The organism is Microbacterium sp. NPDC089186, assembly GCF_040685115.1.
In the GTDB taxonomy this organism is placed as follows: domain Bacteria; phylum Actinomycetota; class Actinomycetes; order Actinomycetales; family Microbacteriaceae; genus Microbacterium; species Microbacterium galbum.
Genome location: NZ_JBFBHJ010000002.1, coordinates 536,156 through 554,021 on the forward strand (window position 1 = coordinate 536,156; position 17,866 = coordinate 554,021).

Annotated in this window: 17 protein-coding genes; 4 read left to right on the forward strand and 13 right to left on the reverse strand. The window is 63.7% G+C overall.

What is annotated here, in order from left to right:
* The first annotated feature begins 44 nt into the window (after positions 1–44).
* Both AB0N82_RS08770 and AB0N82_RS08775 read left to right on the forward strand, forming a co-directional pair.
* Positions 45–809: a hypothetical protein gene (locus tag AB0N82_RS08770; protein ID WP_363390511.1), complete on the forward strand. Its 765-nt coding sequence runs from the start codon at positions 45–47 to the stop codon at positions 807–809.
* 240 nt (positions 810–1,049) lie between these two features.
* On the forward strand, positions 1,050–1,397 hold the full coding sequence (locus AB0N82_RS08775; RefSeq protein ID WP_363390514.1) for a helix-turn-helix domain-containing protein: 348 nt from the start codon (positions 1,050–1,052) through the stop codon (positions 1,395–1,397).
* 79 nt (positions 1,398–1,476) lie between these two features.
* Here AB0N82_RS08775 and AB0N82_RS08780 read toward each other — a convergent pair whose 3' ends face one another.
* The 10 genes from AB0N82_RS08780 to AB0N82_RS08825 form a co-directional block, all read right to left on the reverse strand.
* Positions 1,477–1,737 carry a DUF3892 domain-containing protein gene (locus tag AB0N82_RS08780; protein ID WP_108250005.1) on the reverse strand — a complete coding sequence of 87 codons (261 nt, stop codon included), beginning with the start codon at positions 1,735–1,737 and terminating at the stop codon, positions 1,477–1,479.
* A gap of 75 nt (positions 1,738–1,812) precedes the next feature.
* Positions 1,813–1,968, reverse strand: a complete 156-nt coding sequence (locus AB0N82_RS08785) for a hypothetical protein (protein WP_022894611.1) — start codon at positions 1,966–1,968, stop codon at positions 1,813–1,815.
* Positions 1,969–2,036: 68 nt separating this feature from the next.
* Positions 2,037–3,050 carry an ImmA/IrrE family metallo-endopeptidase gene (locus AB0N82_RS08790; protein WP_363390518.1) on the reverse strand — a complete coding sequence of 338 codons (1,014 nt, stop codon included), beginning with the start codon at positions 3,048–3,050 and terminating at the stop codon, positions 2,037–2,039.
* A complete protein-coding gene (locus AB0N82_RS08795; RefSeq protein ID WP_363390521.1) occupies positions 3,047–3,709 on the reverse strand; it encodes a helix-turn-helix transcriptional regulator in 663 nt (220 codons plus the stop codon). Before AB0N82_RS08795 ends, AB0N82_RS08790 begins: the two co-directional genes overlap by 4 nt.
* 2 nt (positions 3,710–3,711) lie before the next feature.
* Positions 3,712–4,224, reverse strand: a complete 513-nt coding sequence (locus AB0N82_RS08800) for a sigma-70 family RNA polymerase sigma factor (protein ID WP_363390524.1) — start codon at positions 4,222–4,224, stop codon at positions 3,712–3,714.
* A gap of 413 nt (positions 4,225–4,637) precedes the next feature.
* Positions 4,638–5,525, reverse strand: a complete 888-nt coding sequence (locus AB0N82_RS08805) for a hypothetical protein (RefSeq protein WP_363390527.1) — start codon at positions 5,523–5,525, stop codon at positions 4,638–4,640.
* Positions 5,526–5,549: 24 nt separating this feature from the next.
* Positions 5,550–6,368, reverse strand: coding sequence for a hypothetical protein (locus tag AB0N82_RS08810; protein ID WP_363390530.1), 819 nt, complete (start codon positions 6,366–6,368; stop codon positions 5,550–5,552).
* Positions 6,369–6,526: 158 nt separating this feature from the next.
* Positions 6,527–7,324: an IS3 family transposase gene (locus AB0N82_RS08815; RefSeq protein ID WP_363391195.1), complete on the reverse strand. Its 798-nt coding sequence runs from the start codon at positions 7,322–7,324 to the stop codon at positions 6,527–6,529.
* Positions 7,325–7,334: 10 nt separating this feature from the next.
* Entirely contained in the window at positions 7,335–8,990 is a 1,656-nt protein-coding gene (locus AB0N82_RS08820) for an ATP-dependent helicase (RefSeq protein WP_363390533.1), read from the reverse strand.
* Positions 8,987–10,891 carry an AAA family ATPase gene (locus tag AB0N82_RS08825; RefSeq protein ID WP_363390536.1) on the reverse strand — a complete coding sequence of 635 codons (1,905 nt, stop codon included), beginning with the start codon at positions 10,889–10,891 and terminating at the stop codon, positions 8,987–8,989. The genes AB0N82_RS08820 and AB0N82_RS08825 overlap by 4 nt, the downstream gene beginning before the upstream one ends.
* Before the next feature lie 136 nt (positions 10,892–11,027).
* Between AB0N82_RS08825 and AB0N82_RS08830 the strand changes: the two genes are divergently transcribed.
* Positions 11,028–13,031: a site-specific DNA-methyltransferase gene (locus AB0N82_RS08830; RefSeq protein WP_363390539.1), complete on the forward strand. Its 2,004-nt coding sequence runs from the start codon at positions 11,028–11,030 to the stop codon at positions 13,029–13,031.
* Positions 13,028–15,478, forward strand: a complete 2,451-nt coding sequence (locus tag AB0N82_RS08835; protein ID WP_363390542.1) for a DEAD/DEAH box helicase family protein — start codon at positions 13,028–13,030, stop codon at positions 15,476–15,478. The genes AB0N82_RS08830 and AB0N82_RS08835 overlap by 4 nt, the downstream gene beginning before the upstream one ends.
* Positions 15,479–15,537: 59 nt before the next feature.
* Here AB0N82_RS08835 and AB0N82_RS08840 read toward each other — a convergent pair whose 3' ends face one another.
* The 3 genes from AB0N82_RS08840 to AB0N82_RS08850 form a co-directional block, all read right to left on the reverse strand.
* Entirely contained in the window at positions 15,538–16,035 is a 498-nt protein-coding gene (locus AB0N82_RS08840; RefSeq protein WP_363390545.1) for a DUF3846 domain-containing protein, read from the reverse strand.
* A gap of 412 nt (positions 16,036–16,447) precedes the next feature.
* A complete protein-coding gene (locus AB0N82_RS08845; protein WP_363390549.1) occupies positions 16,448–16,795 on the reverse strand; it encodes a hypothetical protein in 348 nt (115 codons plus the stop codon).
* A 275-nt stretch (positions 16,796–17,070) separates the two neighbouring features.
* Positions 17,071–17,841: a hypothetical protein gene (locus AB0N82_RS08850; protein ID WP_363390552.1), complete on the reverse strand. Its 771-nt coding sequence runs from the start codon at positions 17,839–17,841 to the stop codon at positions 17,071–17,073.
* Positions 17,842–17,866 lie beyond the last annotated feature (25 nt).

Below are 17,866 nucleotides of genomic sequence, written 5' to 3' on the forward strand. Positions count from 1 at the left end.
CGCTGGGGCCTATCGATGTCGCAAGTCGCTGATATCTTCCGGCTGTGAGTGATCCATCTCAGGAATCGCGTGCCCACCAGAACGCGGCGCTATCGTTCGTCAACGACTGCCTCCGTTACTTCGGCGGACTGGATCAGAAGGTCCGCGTGCGGCAAACGAACCGCAGGCCCTGGTTCATTCTCTACGGACCGATCATGCAGACAGTACGGTTCGTCAAGGCTGCCGCCGTCCTCACCGGAGACCGCCACAGCCTGGAAGCACACGTGCTCGCGCGCTCCGCCTTGGAATACGCCGTAACCGTGCAGTACGCCTACTTGCGCGCGGACGGACTGGACCGCCTCGAGAAGTCCAGCGCCGCCCATCAACGGGAGCTTTTCGAGCGACTGGCCAAGTGGCAACATGATGCGACGTACAAGGATATGGCGAAGCGGGTGGCCACTCCTATCGGCGCCAAATCCATGCCTCCCATCATGCAGATCCTCGACGTCCTCGATCCGGAGCACATCGTGCTACAGAGCACGTATGCGGTTCTGTCTCAGATCTCCCACGTTCGCGCGGGGTCTCAGCACAGGTTCTTCGAGCTCGTTGATGGTCAGGTTGTCTTGGTGCCCGGGCGTGATGACGACCGGTTTGCGCACGTCTCTACCGGCGCCTTGGCTATAGCCACAATGGGAGTCACGTGGGTCTACGCGAGACTCACCGAAGACGCCGAAATGATTGCCATGCTCGAGGCGGCTTCCGGACGCCTCGGCATTCCTATCCGGTATGACGAGGACTGGAGCGCAGATGAGCGCGCGCACCCCGACTGACCTACCCGCCAGCGGCGCTCGTAGCACAGTAGCGACCGACAGTGCGTGCCTGCGCGCGCGGTCTATGGAACGGAACCGCGTGGCAAATCTCCGCCCCCAGAATCGAAGGAGGACAACGGGTTTGAATACCCCCGTTGCCCTCCCCCTCCAGTCGACATCGTCTATCTCTGTTCCAATAAATCAACGACCTCCGTTACAGCGGCTCAACTCCGTGAGATTTCCGCCTCTGTCAGGGATTCTTTGCGGGAGTTCCAACCTCGAGCCAAGCGTGGCTGGAACCGCCTGAACACCGACCAACAGGCTGCGGTCGTCACTCGGTACAGCAACGGCGAGACCTCAACCACGCTCGCTGAGGAGTACGGCGTCGCGAAGTCCACCATCCTGCGGATCCTGCGCGAAGCCCGGGTCGTCGTGCGCCGTCAGCCGATGACTCTCGACCAGGTGAGCGAAGCAGCTCAGCTTTATCAGGCGGGATTATCACTTTCGCAAGTCGCCAAACAGCTCGACGTGAACCAGGAGACGATGCGTGCAGCCATCCTGAGGGCTGGTGTCGTGCTGCGTGAACCGACGAAGGCAAAGACCGCGTAACGCTGCCGCTCGGCCGTCAAACAAGTGAAGGACCGCACCCGTACAGACGGGGCGGTCCTTCACTTGTTCGGCGCCGTCGTCACAGGTCCGGGAGGTCGTCCAGGTTATTGCGGGTCGTGTTGTCCCGATCCGTGCGGAGATACTTGCCAGTCGCGCCGTTGACGACACGGATCTCCGTGCGCTTCTCAGGCCACTGCACGTAGTACGTGTGGATGCGGAGCTCGATGTCGCTGATGGCGTCTGCCTTCGCACGCGGCGACCAGTACTGGCCGGGCGTGCCGATGGCGGTGATGTCACCGTCGCGGTTCTTGCGGGAATGGGTCACTCGTCGATCTGCCATGATTCCTTGCTCTCGTGATGAGGGTGAGATGAAGCGGTGACGAGCGGAGCCGACCGCGGGCCGGCTCCGCTTCGATCACTTCTCGTTGCGGACGCCCTTGTGCTGGTTGGGGCTGCCGTTCATGATGCGGCCCGTCGAGGTGTCTCGCTTGAACCAGGTCTTGCCGACCTGGAACTCGCTGCGCCCCTTGACCGCACCGACGCGGTGACCGCGTCCCGTGTTCTTCGCCATTTCCGGCTCCATCTCTGGGGGCTGACGGTCAGCCCCTCACTAAGTAGTCGGAGCAGGAGGCGATCGAGTTAGCGGCAGCCCTCGCAGAGACCGTCGACGAGAAGGTGGCGCTGGAAGAGCATGTAGCAGCCGGTGCAAGCCTCCTCGGTCTTAGCAGCCCGGTCACACTGACAGTTCTTGCAGACGGGGCAAAATCCCTGGCCGCACGTGGGGCAGGGATAGCCCCGGAATGATCGACTCTGGCCACAGCAGAAGACGGTCAGGAGGGGGCGCGTGTCGAAGTCGCGCGGCTGGATCATGTAGCCGGGGTCGACCTTCCAGATGTCATGTCCGGCCAGTACCGCGATCATCCGCCGGTCATCGGCGATGGCGTCGGCGTAGAAGTCGGCTGTCCTCCCCCACGAGTCACGCCACGTGATTCGGCGGGTGAACGCCGCTCCTGGAGCGCTCTGCCGGAGGGCATGGGCGTCCGGCAGGGTCTGTCCGCGCCATGGGTAAACGACGGGCCACCCGTCATCAGGCTCAGGCTGGACGCTTGCGTGCGCGACTTGACCGTCGAAGCGGTCGATAAGCACGACGGCGCCCAGCCCTCGGATGCGTCGTGAGATCGCGATCGCGCAGGCCTGATAGCTGGCCTGGCTGTTGTCGAAGAGGTCCTGCACGTGGTGGGCACGCACCAGATCCGCGCCAACGACTTCGGCAATAAGCGCGTCGGGCAGCAGTAGCCGCTGGGCGATCTGGTCGCACACCGTCTCGAGCAGCGCGGGCGGATCCGACTGATCAGCGATCCAGTCAAACAGTCTCTGGTCTCGCTCCACGATCCAATGGCCGAGCTCGTGCGCGAGGGTGAAGTTCTGGCGCCGGCTGTTCGGTGTAGGCGCGTACAGAACGACCCCGTCGTCGAGAAACGACATGCCATCGCAGAAGCCACCATCACCACGGCTCCTTGACAGCGAGTCCACCGCACGGACCGTCAGATGCAGACCTGCGGTGAGTGCTTCGCTTGGGTCGAGGACGAACTGCTCCTGTACCGCGGGGTCGAGGATCTTCACGGCGCGCTCGATCCACGGTCCGAGCTTCACGAACCCTCGGTACCTTCGACTGACTCGACCAGCGCCTCAAGCGTCTCGAGCAGAACATCGGCTTCGGGAGCACCACCCCGGTGCACCGCGACCAGCATCCGCGACTCCAACGCAGAAGCCGCCAGCGCGACGGTAGTTCCCTGGATCCGCGCCCACCGCTGCGCCAGTGCCTTGAATGCTTCTGACCCCACGACAGCGGCCAGACAAGCACGCTCAGGGTCGGCGCGTGCGCTCCGGCGCAGTCGATCCGCGTCGACCCCGGCCTCCTCCGCGAGCGCATTGATCAACGCGGGGGTGTGAGTCGAACTCCTGCCGCTCTCCCAAGCGAAGACTTCTTTACTCGTGACATCCCAGCCACGCGCGGCGAGGCGTTGCGCTAGCGCGCTGACCGTCAGTCCCGCGCGTTTGCGAGCGGTCGATAGTGCCTTGCCATTCAACTCAAGCTCAGCGTCGGGAACGAGCCCGAGCATGGCCGCGACCGGATCATCGGCAAGGGGCGGAGCGCTCTGCTGACTAGCCCAGGCGACATCGGCCGCCTCAAGCAGCCCTTGAAGCTCGGGGCGGTCCGACGCGTGGCCGGCTCCTGCGACAACGGCCGACCGGCCGACGCGAGCGTCAAGGATGTCCGCAATCTCCAGGTCTCGATCATCTGAGTGCATGGTCACCCTCCTTCCTCCGCTGCGGCTTTGATCTTGGACAACACTTTCGTACTGATCTGGCTGATGCGACCAGGGCTGACGCCGAGCTCCGCGGCAACTTCGTCACGCGCACGGTCCAGCACGATGTACTGGGCCAGCACCTGCTGCTCCTGAGGGTCGAGGAGCGAGACCGCAGGACGCACACGCGCCATCTTCTCGAGCCACTCCGCGGCATCGTCTTCATCTGGCGCCGCCGCTGCGGGCACGTACTCCTCGGAGTACTCCACACCCCGCACGACCGCGGCGGATCGCACGATGTCGAGCGCCCGTCGCTTCGACGTCGCCACTAGCAGAGCTTCCCAACTACGTGGAGGCTCCGCCGGAGGCGCCTTCATGAGCGACATCATCGCCTCCTGGACCGCATCAGCGGCCAGGTCGAAACGCCCACTCCCGCGCAGCACTTCGTAGGCGACCCCGTACATCGCATCGCGATGCTTCTGATACAGGGCCGCCCAGTCGTAGGAGGGATCAGGCATGCGGAGGGTCCTCGCCGGGTGCACTCATCTCGTATCCCTCCATCGGCGCCGACGGTCGTCGCCTTAAAGAGTAGTCGGGACAACCCACCGGATAGTTAGCGACGCATCAGCAGTTAGACGCATCATCACAGACAACTCAGCTCACTCCTTCCCCTTAGCGACGGTGGTCGGCGTCAACGCTAAGGGCAGCCAGAAGGTGGCACCGGCAGAGCCCTGTCTACAGGAACGATTGTTGACTCGCGTGGCCTCCGTCTTGCCCGCTGCAGCACGGGCGCTGGTCGAATCGGCCGAAAGTGCCCGTGGGAGTTTAGGTAGCCCATGGCCGGGGGAACGCGGTCGCGCTAACAGGTTGGAGGGTGGCCCACGGAAACTCGGTTAGCGGGCGGTCAGCCGGCGGGCCGACGTCGTGGCCGTTACGGGTTTAGCTTGCTGAGACGTTCACCGACGCGGGTGCCGTCGCGGCGGTCCGGCGGGCAGTGGGCGAGCCATCGGGTCAGCACCGTGATTTCCTCGCTTCGCTGCCCGAGCTTGCGGTGAATAATCGCGGCCTGCTCGGTGTACCACGGCGCTGGTTCGCGGCCCTCCCTATGAGCCTCCGCGCCTTCAATAGCGGCGTGGCAGAGGGTCAGCGCCTCGTCGAGGCGTCCCTCGCGTTTGAGCTGCTTGATTGGCTCGACCAGCTGCAGGTAGTGGACGCCGGCGACCATGCCTGGCTCGAAGGACTCGGCTCGCGTACCGCCGCCCGAGAGCGCATCCGCCACCAAGCGGTCGATACCTTGTTGGTGCGCCGCAACTTTCGCACCCGACGATAGCGGCGGGCGGTTGGCTACAGACCACTGCCACTGCGCCGGCCCCTCCGCCAGCCACGCCCAGGCCTCTGCCCGCAGCCCCTTGGGAACGAGCTCGGTGAAGATCTGCACCTGCGCTTCGCGGGCGCCATTCGTGGAGAGGTCGATCAGCTTCGCCAGGTAGCCAGGGAGATACCCGATCCTCTCCCCCTCGACGTGCACGGCCACCGCATGACGATCCGCCTGATTGTCCGGCTCACGTTGCAGCGTGCCGCCCGTCTCGATGTAGCCGCCCTCACCGGCGCCGCGCCGTTTGGCAAGACGCACAATCGCGTCTTTGGCGAAAGTCGTCGTGCCGGTGAGCTTCACAAGGTTTTGCTCGCCGCCGAGCGCGTACGTTGTGTCGGCCCGCACCTGCGGAAGGGTGGGATCGCGAGTTCCGGGTGGCTCAGTCGCCGTGACCGCAGGCTCTGTCGACTCAGTACGACCGAAAAGCTTGCTCAGGAATCGCATGATGTGAATTCTGGCAGGCGGCACTCAGACGGCGCCGTCGTGTTGTTGTGTGCGCGCCAACAGGATGTCGTAGATCTCGTCGCGGTACCTCGGCTTCACGCGGTGGCGAACGCCGCGCTGCATCTCGGTCACGAGCTTCGAGATGTCGGCGGCGCCCCGAAACGACCCACCCACGGCGAAGTACGCGCGCATCCAGAGCACCGGATCGACGGGGTATCCATGCGGCGCGAAGGCGCGCACCAGCTGCACGATGGCGTCCTTACCTCGGCCGGAGGAAAGTCCGTTGTAATCCTCGCTCTTGATGGACTCAGCCGCCTGCAGCAGCACCGGGCTCAGCGCATCTGCCACTGTGCCGCTGTGCAGATCGGTGGCTCCCATCGCATCCAGCCAAATGCGGATGGGGTAGTTCTCGTGATGAACGATCACAAACACCTTTTCCAGGTGATCTCCGCGGACGAGCTCAGCGAGCAGGTCACAGTCCCGTTCCTCGAATGGGCGGAGCACAGTGATCGCGTGAGAGATGGTCGCGTCGTCGCGGATCAGCTCGTCGAGTTCCCGAATCTCGACCACGGTCCGATCGGACGCCGTGAGAGCAATATGTTCCACCATCGTGCGGTCCAGGCTGGCTTGGTCTTCATAATGCTTCTTGCTCGCCGTGGCGAACAAGTATGGAGCGGGCCCAAGCCATTCTCGTATGCGGGCACTCTGCGGCTCCATGGTGGTGCCGCGCTGGCCCCAGTTCGACAACGTCATGTACGCGAGTTCTGTCACGCGCATCATGCTGGCATGGGCTTCCGACATGCAGCACATATAGGTCTCGACGTCGGATCCGGGGAGCACCATGGGACGAGTCTGTCTTCGCCGCCGACCGGGGAATCACGTGGGGAGCCTTGTCCGGCAGGCGCCGGATTGGCCGATTCGAGGTCAGCGTATTACGTCTGCTCGACCTCGATCGGGGTGCGCATGTCGGGCTCGCCGTGGAGGCGGGAGTTGTTCCACCACTACACCCACCCCAGGGTCGCGAGTTCGACGTGCTCGACTGTGCGCCACGAGCCGCGCTGGCGGATGAGTTCGGTCTCGTAGAGGTTGTTCATTGCCGCGGCCATCGCGTTGTCAAGCGAGTCACCCACCGTTCCTGTCGAGGGCATGGCGCCAAGTTCGACGATCCGGTCGGTGTAGACCATCGCTGTGTAGTTCGATCCGTGGTCGGCATGACGGATCAGCCCGTCGAGGCGTCCGTCTGCGGCCCAGGCGGCCATATCGAGCGCCCACATCGGAAGGATCTCCGACCGCAGCCTCGCCGCGACGTTCCACCCGACGATGCGCCGCGAGTACACGTCGGTGACGAACGCGACATACGCGAATCCGCACCAGGTCGCGACACATGTCACGTCGCAAACCCAGAGCCGCCGCGGCGCCGACGCCGTGAAGCGACGGTTCACCAGGTCGCTCGGCAGCACGGTCATTTTGTCGGGGCGGGTCGTGAACACCCGCTTCGACCTCCTCACGCCCCGCACCCCCGCGAGACGCATCAATCGCTCGGTCTGGTCGCGGCCAATGGCCCACCCTTGCCTGCGCGTCAGCGCATGCATCTTCTGTCGCCCGTAGATGCCATAGTTCTCCGCATGCAACCGCGCCACTTCCGGCACCAGCAGCTCGTCCCGCAACCGCCGCGCTGACCAGGTTCGGGCGATCGCGGCGCGGTAGCCGCGAGAGGTGAGGAATCCCTGGACTGCCGATCGCAGGACCCGCGAGAACCTTCCAGCTGCGACCGATTCCCGGACCGACGTGCATTGCAGCTATGCGGTTCTATTCATAGGCGTAGGCGAGCAGCTCTTCATGCGGAGGCGAGTCCTCGCGCCAGTACGGGTTCGCGCCAACAGGCTTCGCGCGATGCCGTGCCGTGGTGAGCACGAGTTCGTCCTTCGCTCGTGAGATCGCAACGAAGAATTCCGCCTTCACGTCCTTCGGCTTGCTACCCCAGAAGAACTGTGGCTCGACCCCAAAGACGATGACGTTCTCAAACTCCAGGCCCTTGCACTTATGAACCGTCAGGATTCGCACGGCGTCTTCCTCGGACAGCCTGTCGAGCGCCTCTACCGGATCGCCGTCAACGTTCAGCTCGCGCTTGAATGCGCCGGCGGCTTCCTTGATGACATCGTTAAGGCGGGAGCCCTGCTGGTACGAAGGCGAGAGCGCGTTCAGCGCCGGACGCGTCACGAACTTCAAGAAGGCGGAGATGAGCGGCTTCCACGACGCAAAGTCCGCCTGATCGAAGCTGGCAGCGCGCACGGCCAGTCGGTCCTGAAGGAGAATCGTTCGCAATTTGCTGTCCAGTACACCGTCGACCTCCTCAATACCCCCCCGCGTCACGACACGCACGAGCTCGCCGTAGGCGGTCGGGCGTCCTTCGTCCGCAACCACTCGCAGGTAGTTGAAGATCAGGGCCGCGACCGGCTCTGTCGTCAGGTCTTGGGACTGCTGCTCGTTGCGAAAGGGAATCCCCGCCGCTGTGAGGTGCCCAGCCAGCACGGCCGTGATCAGATGCGGCTGTTGCCGAGCGAGCACCGTGATGTCTCGCGGCGGCACGCCAGCGTCGAGCCACTCCTGGATCAACGTTGTCACGGCTGCCGCCTCATCCTCGTCGGTGTCGAAGCGGAGCACCTGAAGCACGCCTTCATCGCCGACGAGGTCAGCCTCGGGGCTCGCAGCAGTCGGATCCATCTCGAGAATCATGCGGTTCTGCATCCGTCGCAGGCGCGGGTTCGAACGAAAGTTTTGGTAGAGCTGCAGCTCCAACGCACTGAAGTCTGAAGCAAATGTCGCCATGACCCCTTCCAGCGCATCGGCGAAGCCCATGATGCGCTGCTTGGTGTCGCCGACGCCGATGAGCTGCACTCCGGTGCCCGCGAACGCTTCCTTCAAGAAGGCGTACTGTGCCGTCGTCGCGTCCTGGAACTCATCCATGAAGACGTGGCTGTAGGTCTGCCTAAGCGCCCCGCGAGCGTAGGAGTTGTTCTCCAGGATCTCCAGAGCGAGAGGGACGAGGTCGTCGAAGGTGATCTGCTCGTTCTGTATCCGGGTGCGCGCATCGATCCTGTAGTCCCGGACGAGGGCGTTCTGTCCGGTCAGCGCCGGACGAAAGTTGTCGATGAGTCGCTTGGCGAAGGCGTGGAACGTGAAGCTGTCGAACCGAGCGGCGTATTGTGCTCCCGAGCGCAGGCGAACGCGAGACTGCAGGTTACGCGCCGCATCGACTTTGAAAGAGATCGCCAGGATCCGCTTTGGATACGGGCTCGCACCAGTTCGGAAGAGGAAGTCCGCGCGTTGGGCCAGCAATTCAGTCTTGCCAGCGCCCGGCCCTGCGGTCACCACGACATTCGCCGCGGTCTCACGGACCGCCCTCAGCGCGTTCGGCTCTAGGTCGAGTCCACTGATCGGCCGCCAGTCATCGGGCTGGATCACTCGGGGAGCGCCTCAAGTTTCACGCGCACGTCCGCGACGAGACGCTCAAGAACCTCGGGAAGAGCTTCGAGAAGCTCTTCATCGGTGAGTGCCGCCATCGCCTTGAGGTGCGAGGCCGGCTTGCTCTTGAGGTCGAACATGCGGTGGTAATCCGCGAAGAGGGCGAGCACGTCGGCCGAGAGGCGATCCTCGTTCGCGCGAGATTTGCCTAGGACAGCAGCGACGACCTTCTCGTCGGGAGCACCCGCTGGTTTCGCGCCGTAGGCGTCCGGGAACGCCTCGAGCATCATGAGGTCAAGGTCGACTGGGTGCGAGAAGTAGACCCCCTTCTTCTCGAGGACGTGGATCGCACCTTTGCCCTCGGTGAACGTCGGGAAGTCCTTCGCATCGTCCCACTCGGGAAGCGCGTCGATCTTGTTCTGTGCGAACGTCTGCTTCAGCTTGTTGTACTGCTTCAGCGCGCCACGAACTCGGCCCCAGCCGCCCTGATGCCGCCCAGAATCGAGGTCGAGCAAGGTGACATGTGGAATCTCCAACTCGTTGAGCAGGCGCCAGAAGTGATTGACATGGCGTCCGCCGAGCGGCACGACCGACACGGAAGCGTCGTCTTCCGCGATGTCAGACGCGGCGAGGACTCGTGGCAGCACTACCTGCTCGCTGTCACCCTCCCCAAGCACGACCAACCGCGAGAAGTAGAGCTCGGGGAACGCCAGCACGGCTTCCCGCACGTACTTGGCAGCATCGTCCTTCGAGGATGTCGGGAGGACGATCCGTCGAACCCGAGATTGGCGATCACCATCGAGACGGAGGAAACAGATCGATTCCGGATCGACCCGGCGGAGCAGGGCAGCTGAGTGCGTCGCGATGAGCGACTGCGAGTCGCCATGCTCCGCAGCCTTCCGGAGCTGTCGGATGATTCGGCCGAGGTACTGCGGAGCGAGGCTGTTCTCAGGCTCCTCTAGCGCAATGACGGTGTGGACGGGAGGACGCAAGCGGTGCTGATCGAACGACATCTCCGTCCCATTCATTACTTCGCGCGCGAGGGACTGCCACGCGAGCACGAGCGAGATGTACAGCAGCGACTTCTGTCCGTCGCTGAGCCGATCGAACGGCAGCGACGAACCCGCCGGCGACGGTGCAAACGACACGGTGAGTTGTCGGAGCACGCTCTCCAGATCGCCGCTGCCAAAGGCTATCGAGGGGTCGGCGAAGAAGGCACCTGAGTGCAGACCCTTCCACTCCCCCGCGAGCTGGGCAACGATGCTTTTCACGGCGTCGTTGTCGGCCAGCGCGTCGGTGAGATCCTTCGAAAGCGCGTCAAGCGTTGTCCGCTCCGTCGTCCAGTCCGCGGCGCGAAGTGCTCGGCCGACGAGCGACGCCGTGGTATAAGCGATGTGCTCGGCGGGGTCGCGGCGAGCAGGCAGGTAGTGCACCTCGATGTTGGCGCGGTCGAAGCGCGACATGTCAGCCCGCAAGAGCGGCTCTCCGTCCGCATCCGCTTCGAGGACGTACTCGAGTTTCTCCTCGATCACGTCGTCCGGTGCGATGGTGGCAGTGAGCCGCACCCGGATGCGGGGAACGCCGTCCTCGGTCGCAATCCGCATGTGCGCGAAGTTCGCCGGCACCGCCGCGTGGTCTCCCGCTGCACCCGACTCCGGGATCTCGACGTCCACCTCGACCCACAGTTCTGGCCGGGCGGCATGCACTTCAGCCGCGGTTTGACCGTTCCGAATGTGGAAGTCGGAGTGACGGACCCTGCGCTGTGTGGACAATGGGCTGAAGAGCCGAGAGAGTGCTTCGAGCACCGCCGTCTTGCCTGCACCGTTCGGGCCGAGGACGTAGGTAACGTCACGGAGTGCAATCTCCGTCGCGTCGGGGCCGAAGGACTGGAAGCCGGACAACCGGACGTGAGTTATTCGCATTCGGACCTCCGGTCCGCGCGCAACAGGGCGGAATCGGAAGCAAGTTGATTCGGGTTCATATCGATCGATCTCGAGCAGCGGTTACGTGTGCCCATTGTCCTTTGTGCTTTTAGTTATGAGCCACGCGGCCCGCCGGGGCACTAGTCAAAATGTTGTCACTTCGGCAACGGCGGCCCGGGACGGCTCGTCCTGCACGTCCGAGGTCGATGCCAAAATGGACTGGGTATGCCCGCTCGGGGCTGCGGAGAGCGAGGTGCACGTGGTCGGTCGACTCTCGTTGACGTGGTCGAATAAGGATCAAGCGCTGGTCTCGGACGACAAGGGCGGGTATGAGTGGGTCGACCCCGCCGACGTTCGAGCAGCCGAAGTCCGCATCCTCGACGAGGTCGAGCGTGTGGGCGACGTCGCCGGCACCGCCGCGGACAACCTCCTCATCCACGGTGACTCCCGGGATGCCCTGCGCTCGCTTATCAAGACGCCCGAGTACGCCGAGCAGTACAAGGGCAAGGTCAAGCTCGTCTACATCGACCCGCCCTTCAACACGAAGCAGGCATTCGAGCATTACGACGACAACCTCGAGCACTCCGTGTGGCTCAGCATGATGCGCGAGCGACTCGACCTGATCGACCAACTGCTGGCGCCAGACGGCTCCGTCTGGGTGCACCTCGATGATGCGGAGATGGCCTACGCCAAGGTCCTGCTCGACGAGATCTTCGGGCGTCGAAGCTTCATCGCGACCATCGTGTGGCAGAAACGCTACTCGCGAGAGAACCGAGTCGCGATCGGGGCGGTGCAGGACTACATCCTGGTCTACGCACGCAAAGGGTCCGACTGGCGAGAAGTTCGCAATCGTATCCAGCGATCCGGCGCGAAGGAGTATCGCAATCCAAACAACGACCCACGCGGGCCATGGCGACCGATCCCGCTCGATGTGCAGGGCGGGCATGCCACTGCAAGCCAGTTTTACGACGTAATGACCCCGAGCGGTCGGGTCGTGCGACCCGCCAACGGGCGCGCCTGGAGCGTCAACGCGGGCGTCATGCAGCAGCTCCGTGACGATGGCCGCCTGTACTTCGGACTCAACGGCGACGGCATGCCAAACACCATCCGCTACTTGGACGAGGATCAGGGGCTTGTTCCGTGGACGTGGTGGCCTCACGAGGAGGTAGGCCACACTGACGAGTCAAAGAAGGAGATCGTCGGTCTCTTCGGCGACTCCTCGGTGTTTGACACGCCCAAGCCGGAACGCCTCATGAGCCGCATCATCGAGATCGCGACCAAGCCGGGTGAGATCGTCGTCGACGCCTTCGCCGGTTCTGGCACGACAGCTGCAGTCGCACACAAGCTCGGGAGGCGGTGGGTCACGATCGAGCGTGACGCCGACGTGTTGGCTAAGTTCACGCGCCCCCGCTTGCAGAAGGTTGTCAGCGGCGAGGACCAGGGGGGAATTCTGAGCACGGTCACGCTGGTTGCTGACAAGGCCCTACCGAAGGGTGTCACACCAGAGGAGGCCAAGCAGTTTTCTTCACTTCTCTCGAAGTTCGCGAAGCACTTGGACGATCCGTTGTCGGCACTCGATGAGGACGACACAGAGGACATTTCCGCAGAGCTGGATCTTGGCCTCGACGAAGAGCCGACCGACAAGTTCACCGATCCAGACATCACTAAGACGGTGAAGCGCCTCAAGTCGCTTTCGAAAACCTCAGTTGCAGCGGCAAGCGAATGGCGGGGTGGCGGCGGCTTCCGGGAACTGACAGTTCACCAGCAAGCATTCAAGTCCTTCCAGCTGGCGGACTTCGAGACAGTCGTCGTATCCGACGAGACGGATGACGCAACTCTTGGCAGAGCCATCGCCGCGCGCCTCGGCTACGTCCTTGAGGCGTCCGACGGCCCGTTCGTGGGTCGCAAGCATCGCTCGCGCCTGGCAGTCATCCGCGGGGCAGTAGATGAAGCGGACATCGAAGGTTTGCTCGCGGGCATCAACAGCAACGAGACACTGCTGGTCGCCGCTCTCGCCGTGATACCTGAGGCGCGCCAGTTGCTGCGCCGCCACAGTCCTGGGTCTCGTGTTCTGCAGGTACCACAGGGTCTCTTCCCGAGAAGTGGAGTGATCAAGTGACGGACTGGCTACCCTACGACGGCGATCTCACGGCCTCGATCGCGTCCACGATGGACCTGCGCCGCCCTAACGCTGAGGCTCTCGACGAACTCGCGAAGCATGTAGCCCACGGCGATGGCCGTGAGGTAATTGCCGACCTCGCGACCGGCGTCGGCAAGACCTATCTGGCGGCCGGTCTCGTGGATTATCTCGCCCGCCAGGGCGTCCGCAATGTCCTGATCGTGACACCGGGATCGACCATCCTGTCGAAGACGATCCGCAACTTCACCCCTGGCGACGCGAAATATGTGGCCGGCGCGGAGGTAGACCCCGTACTCGTCACTGCGGACAACTTCGCCCGCGGCGAGATCGGCGACGCGCTGCACAATCCGCGTCAATTCAAGCTCTACGTGTTCAATGTCCAGACCCTCATCTCGCCGACGCAGAAGGTGAGCCGCAAGGCACGCCAAGACAACGAGACGATCGGCACCGCGCTCTACACGCATCTGCAGAACGTCGATGATCTTATCGTGATTGTCGACGAGCACCACGTCATCCGCGAGAAGGCGGAACGCTTCAACGCGGCCGTGCGTGACTTGGGCGCTCGCGCCGTAGTCGGCCTGACGGCGACTCCGGACGCCGCCGACGTTCAAGCGGGCAAGGTCGTGTACCAGTACTCGCTGGCCGACGCCATCGCTGACCGCCTGGTGAAGATCCCCGTGATCGTGTACCGCGCGGACGGACGAAAGGATCTCGAGACGCAGCTCGCGGACGCCTGCTTGCTCCGCGCTCGCAAGGAGCCGGTCTGGCGTCAGTTCGCCGAGGCGGCTCAGCTTGTTCCGGTGCCTCCAGTGCTATTTGTGGTGTGTCAGAACATCGCGGATGCCAAGGAGATCGCGGAGCTTCTGACGCGCGAAGACCTATTGTCCGGCGAAGGTGAAGTGTTGCTCATCACAAGTGGATCGAGCGACGCTGCGCTCGAGGCGCTCGCAAAAGTTGAAGAGCCGGACAGCCCGGTTCGGGCCATTGTCAGTGTTGACAAGCTCAAAGAGGGATGGGACGTCAAGAACATCGGCGTCATTGTCGCCCGCCGTGCTCTCGCGTCGGAGAGCCTCACCGAGCAGGTTCTGGGTCGTGGACTGCGGCTTCCGTTCAGCCGCCGCACGGACATCGGTGCGATCGACCAGGTCGATCTCGTTGCCCACGAGTCGTACGCGGAGCTCCTCCGCGACAAGCAGGCGCTGCTTCAGCGCTTCGTGACGCAGGCGGCAGGTGAGACCAAGCCCACTCTGGATGACGGCACGCTCGATCTCACGAGCCTGATGGGCGGAGACGTCGAAGACCCGGCGACCGGGTTCGCCGTCACCGCGACGCAGATTACCCCTCCGGCCGGCGACACGTCACTCGACGGTCTCGGACCGGCGGAATTGCTTCTCGCCGAGGAGATGGGCGCCGTGCTTGCAGAGGCAAATGCGAGCGTTGACGCGCTTGGTCAGTTGATGCCCCGCAACCCGGACTTTGCGCCGATCCAATTCCCGAAGGAAGAACGCATCGTCACGCCGATGCGGTTTACCTTGGCGAACGTCACGGAGCTCGCTGTCGAGCAGCAGGGCACGATCTTCCGTCACGACTCCCCCGTGAAGCTCGTACGTCGCGCAATTAACGCCGAGCGCGATCTTGAAGGCAACGTGCGCGTCGTCGACCAGGCGGTTCAGGGCGAAGACGCAACGCGCCAGGTCGCCACCGGGAAGCAGGTGCGCAGTCAGCTTCTCGGGCGCCTCATGGGATCAGGCCTTGTCGAGGCCGAGATGACCGAGCAGGCGCGAGCCCTCGAGCTGGTCGACGCGTTCATCCGCGGGGCTGGGATCGACGGCGCTGATGACGAGTGGGAATGGAGCCTCGATCACGCGGCCCGCGCTGAGGAAGCCCTCTTCGGTCTAATTCGCGTGGCGTACAAAGCTCGACAGCTAGCCCCGTCGTATCGCTGGGACCCGGTGACGATTCCGGAACGTCGTCCGAAGCCGACCGCACCTCTCGGGGTCTGGGACGCCTATCGCAAGGACGCGTGGATGGGGCCGTGGGATCGATCCATCGAACAATTCGCGCGTTTCGACTCGGAGACTGCCGAGCTTCGCCTAGCTCGCAAACTAGACACCTGGGGCGACGTTTCGCACTGGCAGCGCATCTACACGAATGGCATCGCGTGGGTGCCGTGGTCAGGCGGTCGGTACTTCCCGGATTTCGTGGTAGTCGCGAGCGACGGCAGCACCTGGGTCATCGAGGCAAAGTCGGACTCCGCTGCTGAAGACAGCGTTTCAGTGACGGCGAAGGCGGAAGCTGCGGTCGCATGGATCGAGCGTGTCAATGCTGCAAAAACCTGGGGAACGTGGCATTACCTCCTTGCGACGGAGACCCAGATCGCTGCGGCCGTCGACCTCCGCTCGCTTGCTACGTCGGCCGGACAGTAGGTATGTGAAAAGCGGCGACCACGAGCAGCCAGTGGGCTGCTCAAGTGGTCGCCGCTGGATCAGTCGGACGAGATGGCATTGGTGTGGGAGGCGGTGATCGGAGCGAGCCGTACGTGCCTCACCCCAGCGGCACGCTCAAGGAGCATCACTCCCCAAAACATTGCTCCCCAAACGTCGTCGTGCTCAATGTCACCCTGACGCCAACAGGAGTCAGGCACGGTCAGGTACTCCACGCGCCAGCGCCGGCCGGGTGTCGTCAGTTCGAGAACCGCCTCGGGCACATCGGTGCTGTCGCCTCGTCGATCTGGTATCCCAACGATCACCGCGTCGCCGGCGAGCATCACCTTCTGGCGGGCGGCCGGTACGTGGAACCACCACAGAAACGTGGCGCGCGAATTGAGCGGCAGCTGCCGAATCAGGCCTTCCTCGTTGACGTAGATGGTCACACCGAGCGACGGAATGTCGACCGGCTCGATCCAGCCACCCACCGCCCTCTGGTAGTCGTCGAGCCCGGCAAACTCGCGGGGCTCAATCTGTGCTGTGTCGTCGAGCGGCACGAACAATCCTCTAACCATCTCTTCCTCCTTGATACGAGCGGCCGGGAACCGAGTGGTTCCGCTGGAAGCCGCTGGATACCAACGAGGGGTAGGTCGCGCGCCGGTTGCCCGAGCATCCGAAGTTGAGCGCGTCGAGCGCCCCGATCTATCCGCCTAGGGCAACCGATAGTGTTCGAGCTCGGCGAGCCGGCAGCCCACCTTTCGCCGGAGTCCGACGTGGGAATGATGATGCCCTGCACCATGGTGGTGTTCCTCCTTTGTGCGTGCGACCGGGAACCGGGATGGTTCTCGTGGAATCGCAGAGAACAAACGAGGGCCGTTTATCGCTCGGGGCGAGGGTGAGGCGGGGCGGCCGGCGAGCTAGGTCCTGGTGGGACATCGCTCGAGCCGGCCGCCCGTTGAGGTAAAGCCGTCAGCTGCCCTGGGGCTTCGCCGGCGTGCGCGGCGTCTTCGGTGCCGGGGCGGCGTCGAAGATGGCGGCGATCGCGTCGCGTTTGCCTGCTGCTTCGCGTTCGATCTCCTCGCGGACATCCTTCGCGCGGCGTTGGATGGCTGGGTCGGCTTTGGTCTTGTCGATCCAGGCTTCGATGGCGAGGCGGACTTCGTCGGTGACGGTCCGGTCGCTGAGTTGGGCGATGATGTCCAGCTGGGTGCGGGTGGACTCGTTGAGTCTGACCGCGAGAGGTTTGATCGGGCCGTAGCCGAGTCCGTTGGCGGACGCAGCCGAGGCGGGCGGGGTGTTGACGTTGAACTCGCTCATGGTGGGCGGGTCACCTCCTTGACGGGTGCGGCCGAGAACTTGATTGGTTCTCTGGGAGACCGCAAACCGGCAACGAGGAGGGCGTGGGGCGGCGCCAGGGCTGAACCGCAGCACCCGCTGCGTCTAGTGAACGACGAAACGAGTCGCGCGCCAACCGTCCGATCGGACGATCCCAGGTAGAAGTCTCCTGGCATACTCTTTGCTCGCGCCGCCGACGACGACTCGTCGGCGCGAGCCTCAACTTCAGCTGGACACCGTGGACGATCTGTCGCCCATCAGGGTTCTCCCTCTTCGTCAGTGGCATTTGTGAGCTTCGCGAGTTCCGCCTGGCGGCGGGTCTCACGTTCTTGCTGCGCAGCGAAACGACGGTGGAGATTGGACCTCTTACGCGCGCGACTGTCGATCACCCGCTCGGTCGCTTCGAGGTATTCGTGTAGCGAGTTAGCAGCCTTGGCGAGTTCCGCGTCGGCACCCTTCTGATTGGTGGCCGCATCGGCAAGCTTCTTCAAGCTGGCTGCAACTTTCTCCATAGGACCTTCTTGGACCATCGTCTCGGCCCACTGGTCGAGATCCAACAGAGACTCACTGGTCCACCTGCGAGCATCGCCACTGCCTTCACAGGTTGTGGTTACGATCAAGCGTCGCTGCATGGTCTCCTCGTAGTCGTCTCTGAAGACTCCGAACCAGAAGAACATCGAGCGACCCGGAGCCAAGAACGGGATTCCGTCTCGGACAAGAGTCCGATCGATCGCGGCCTGCGCAACCTCATCGTCCGCGAGAGGTAGAGGCGACCACTCGAACCGAATGTTCCGCGCAGCAGTGAGCCCCACATTCTTCACTTCCAAGAGGATGGCGGCACCGCCCTCGAACGAGAAGTCGACGATTACGTAGGGTCTGGCCTGCTCGAGTTGCGACCCGACGGAGGACCGGTACTGGCGAAGGGCGAGCCATGCCGCGACCGCGGCAACGACCAATGTTGCGAATGCCCAGAGCGCCTGCCATTCGTCTGCCGTCGGCCAGCCGTCGACGCGCCACCATTCCTTCACGGTGGTGACTGTAATCGGAACCTAC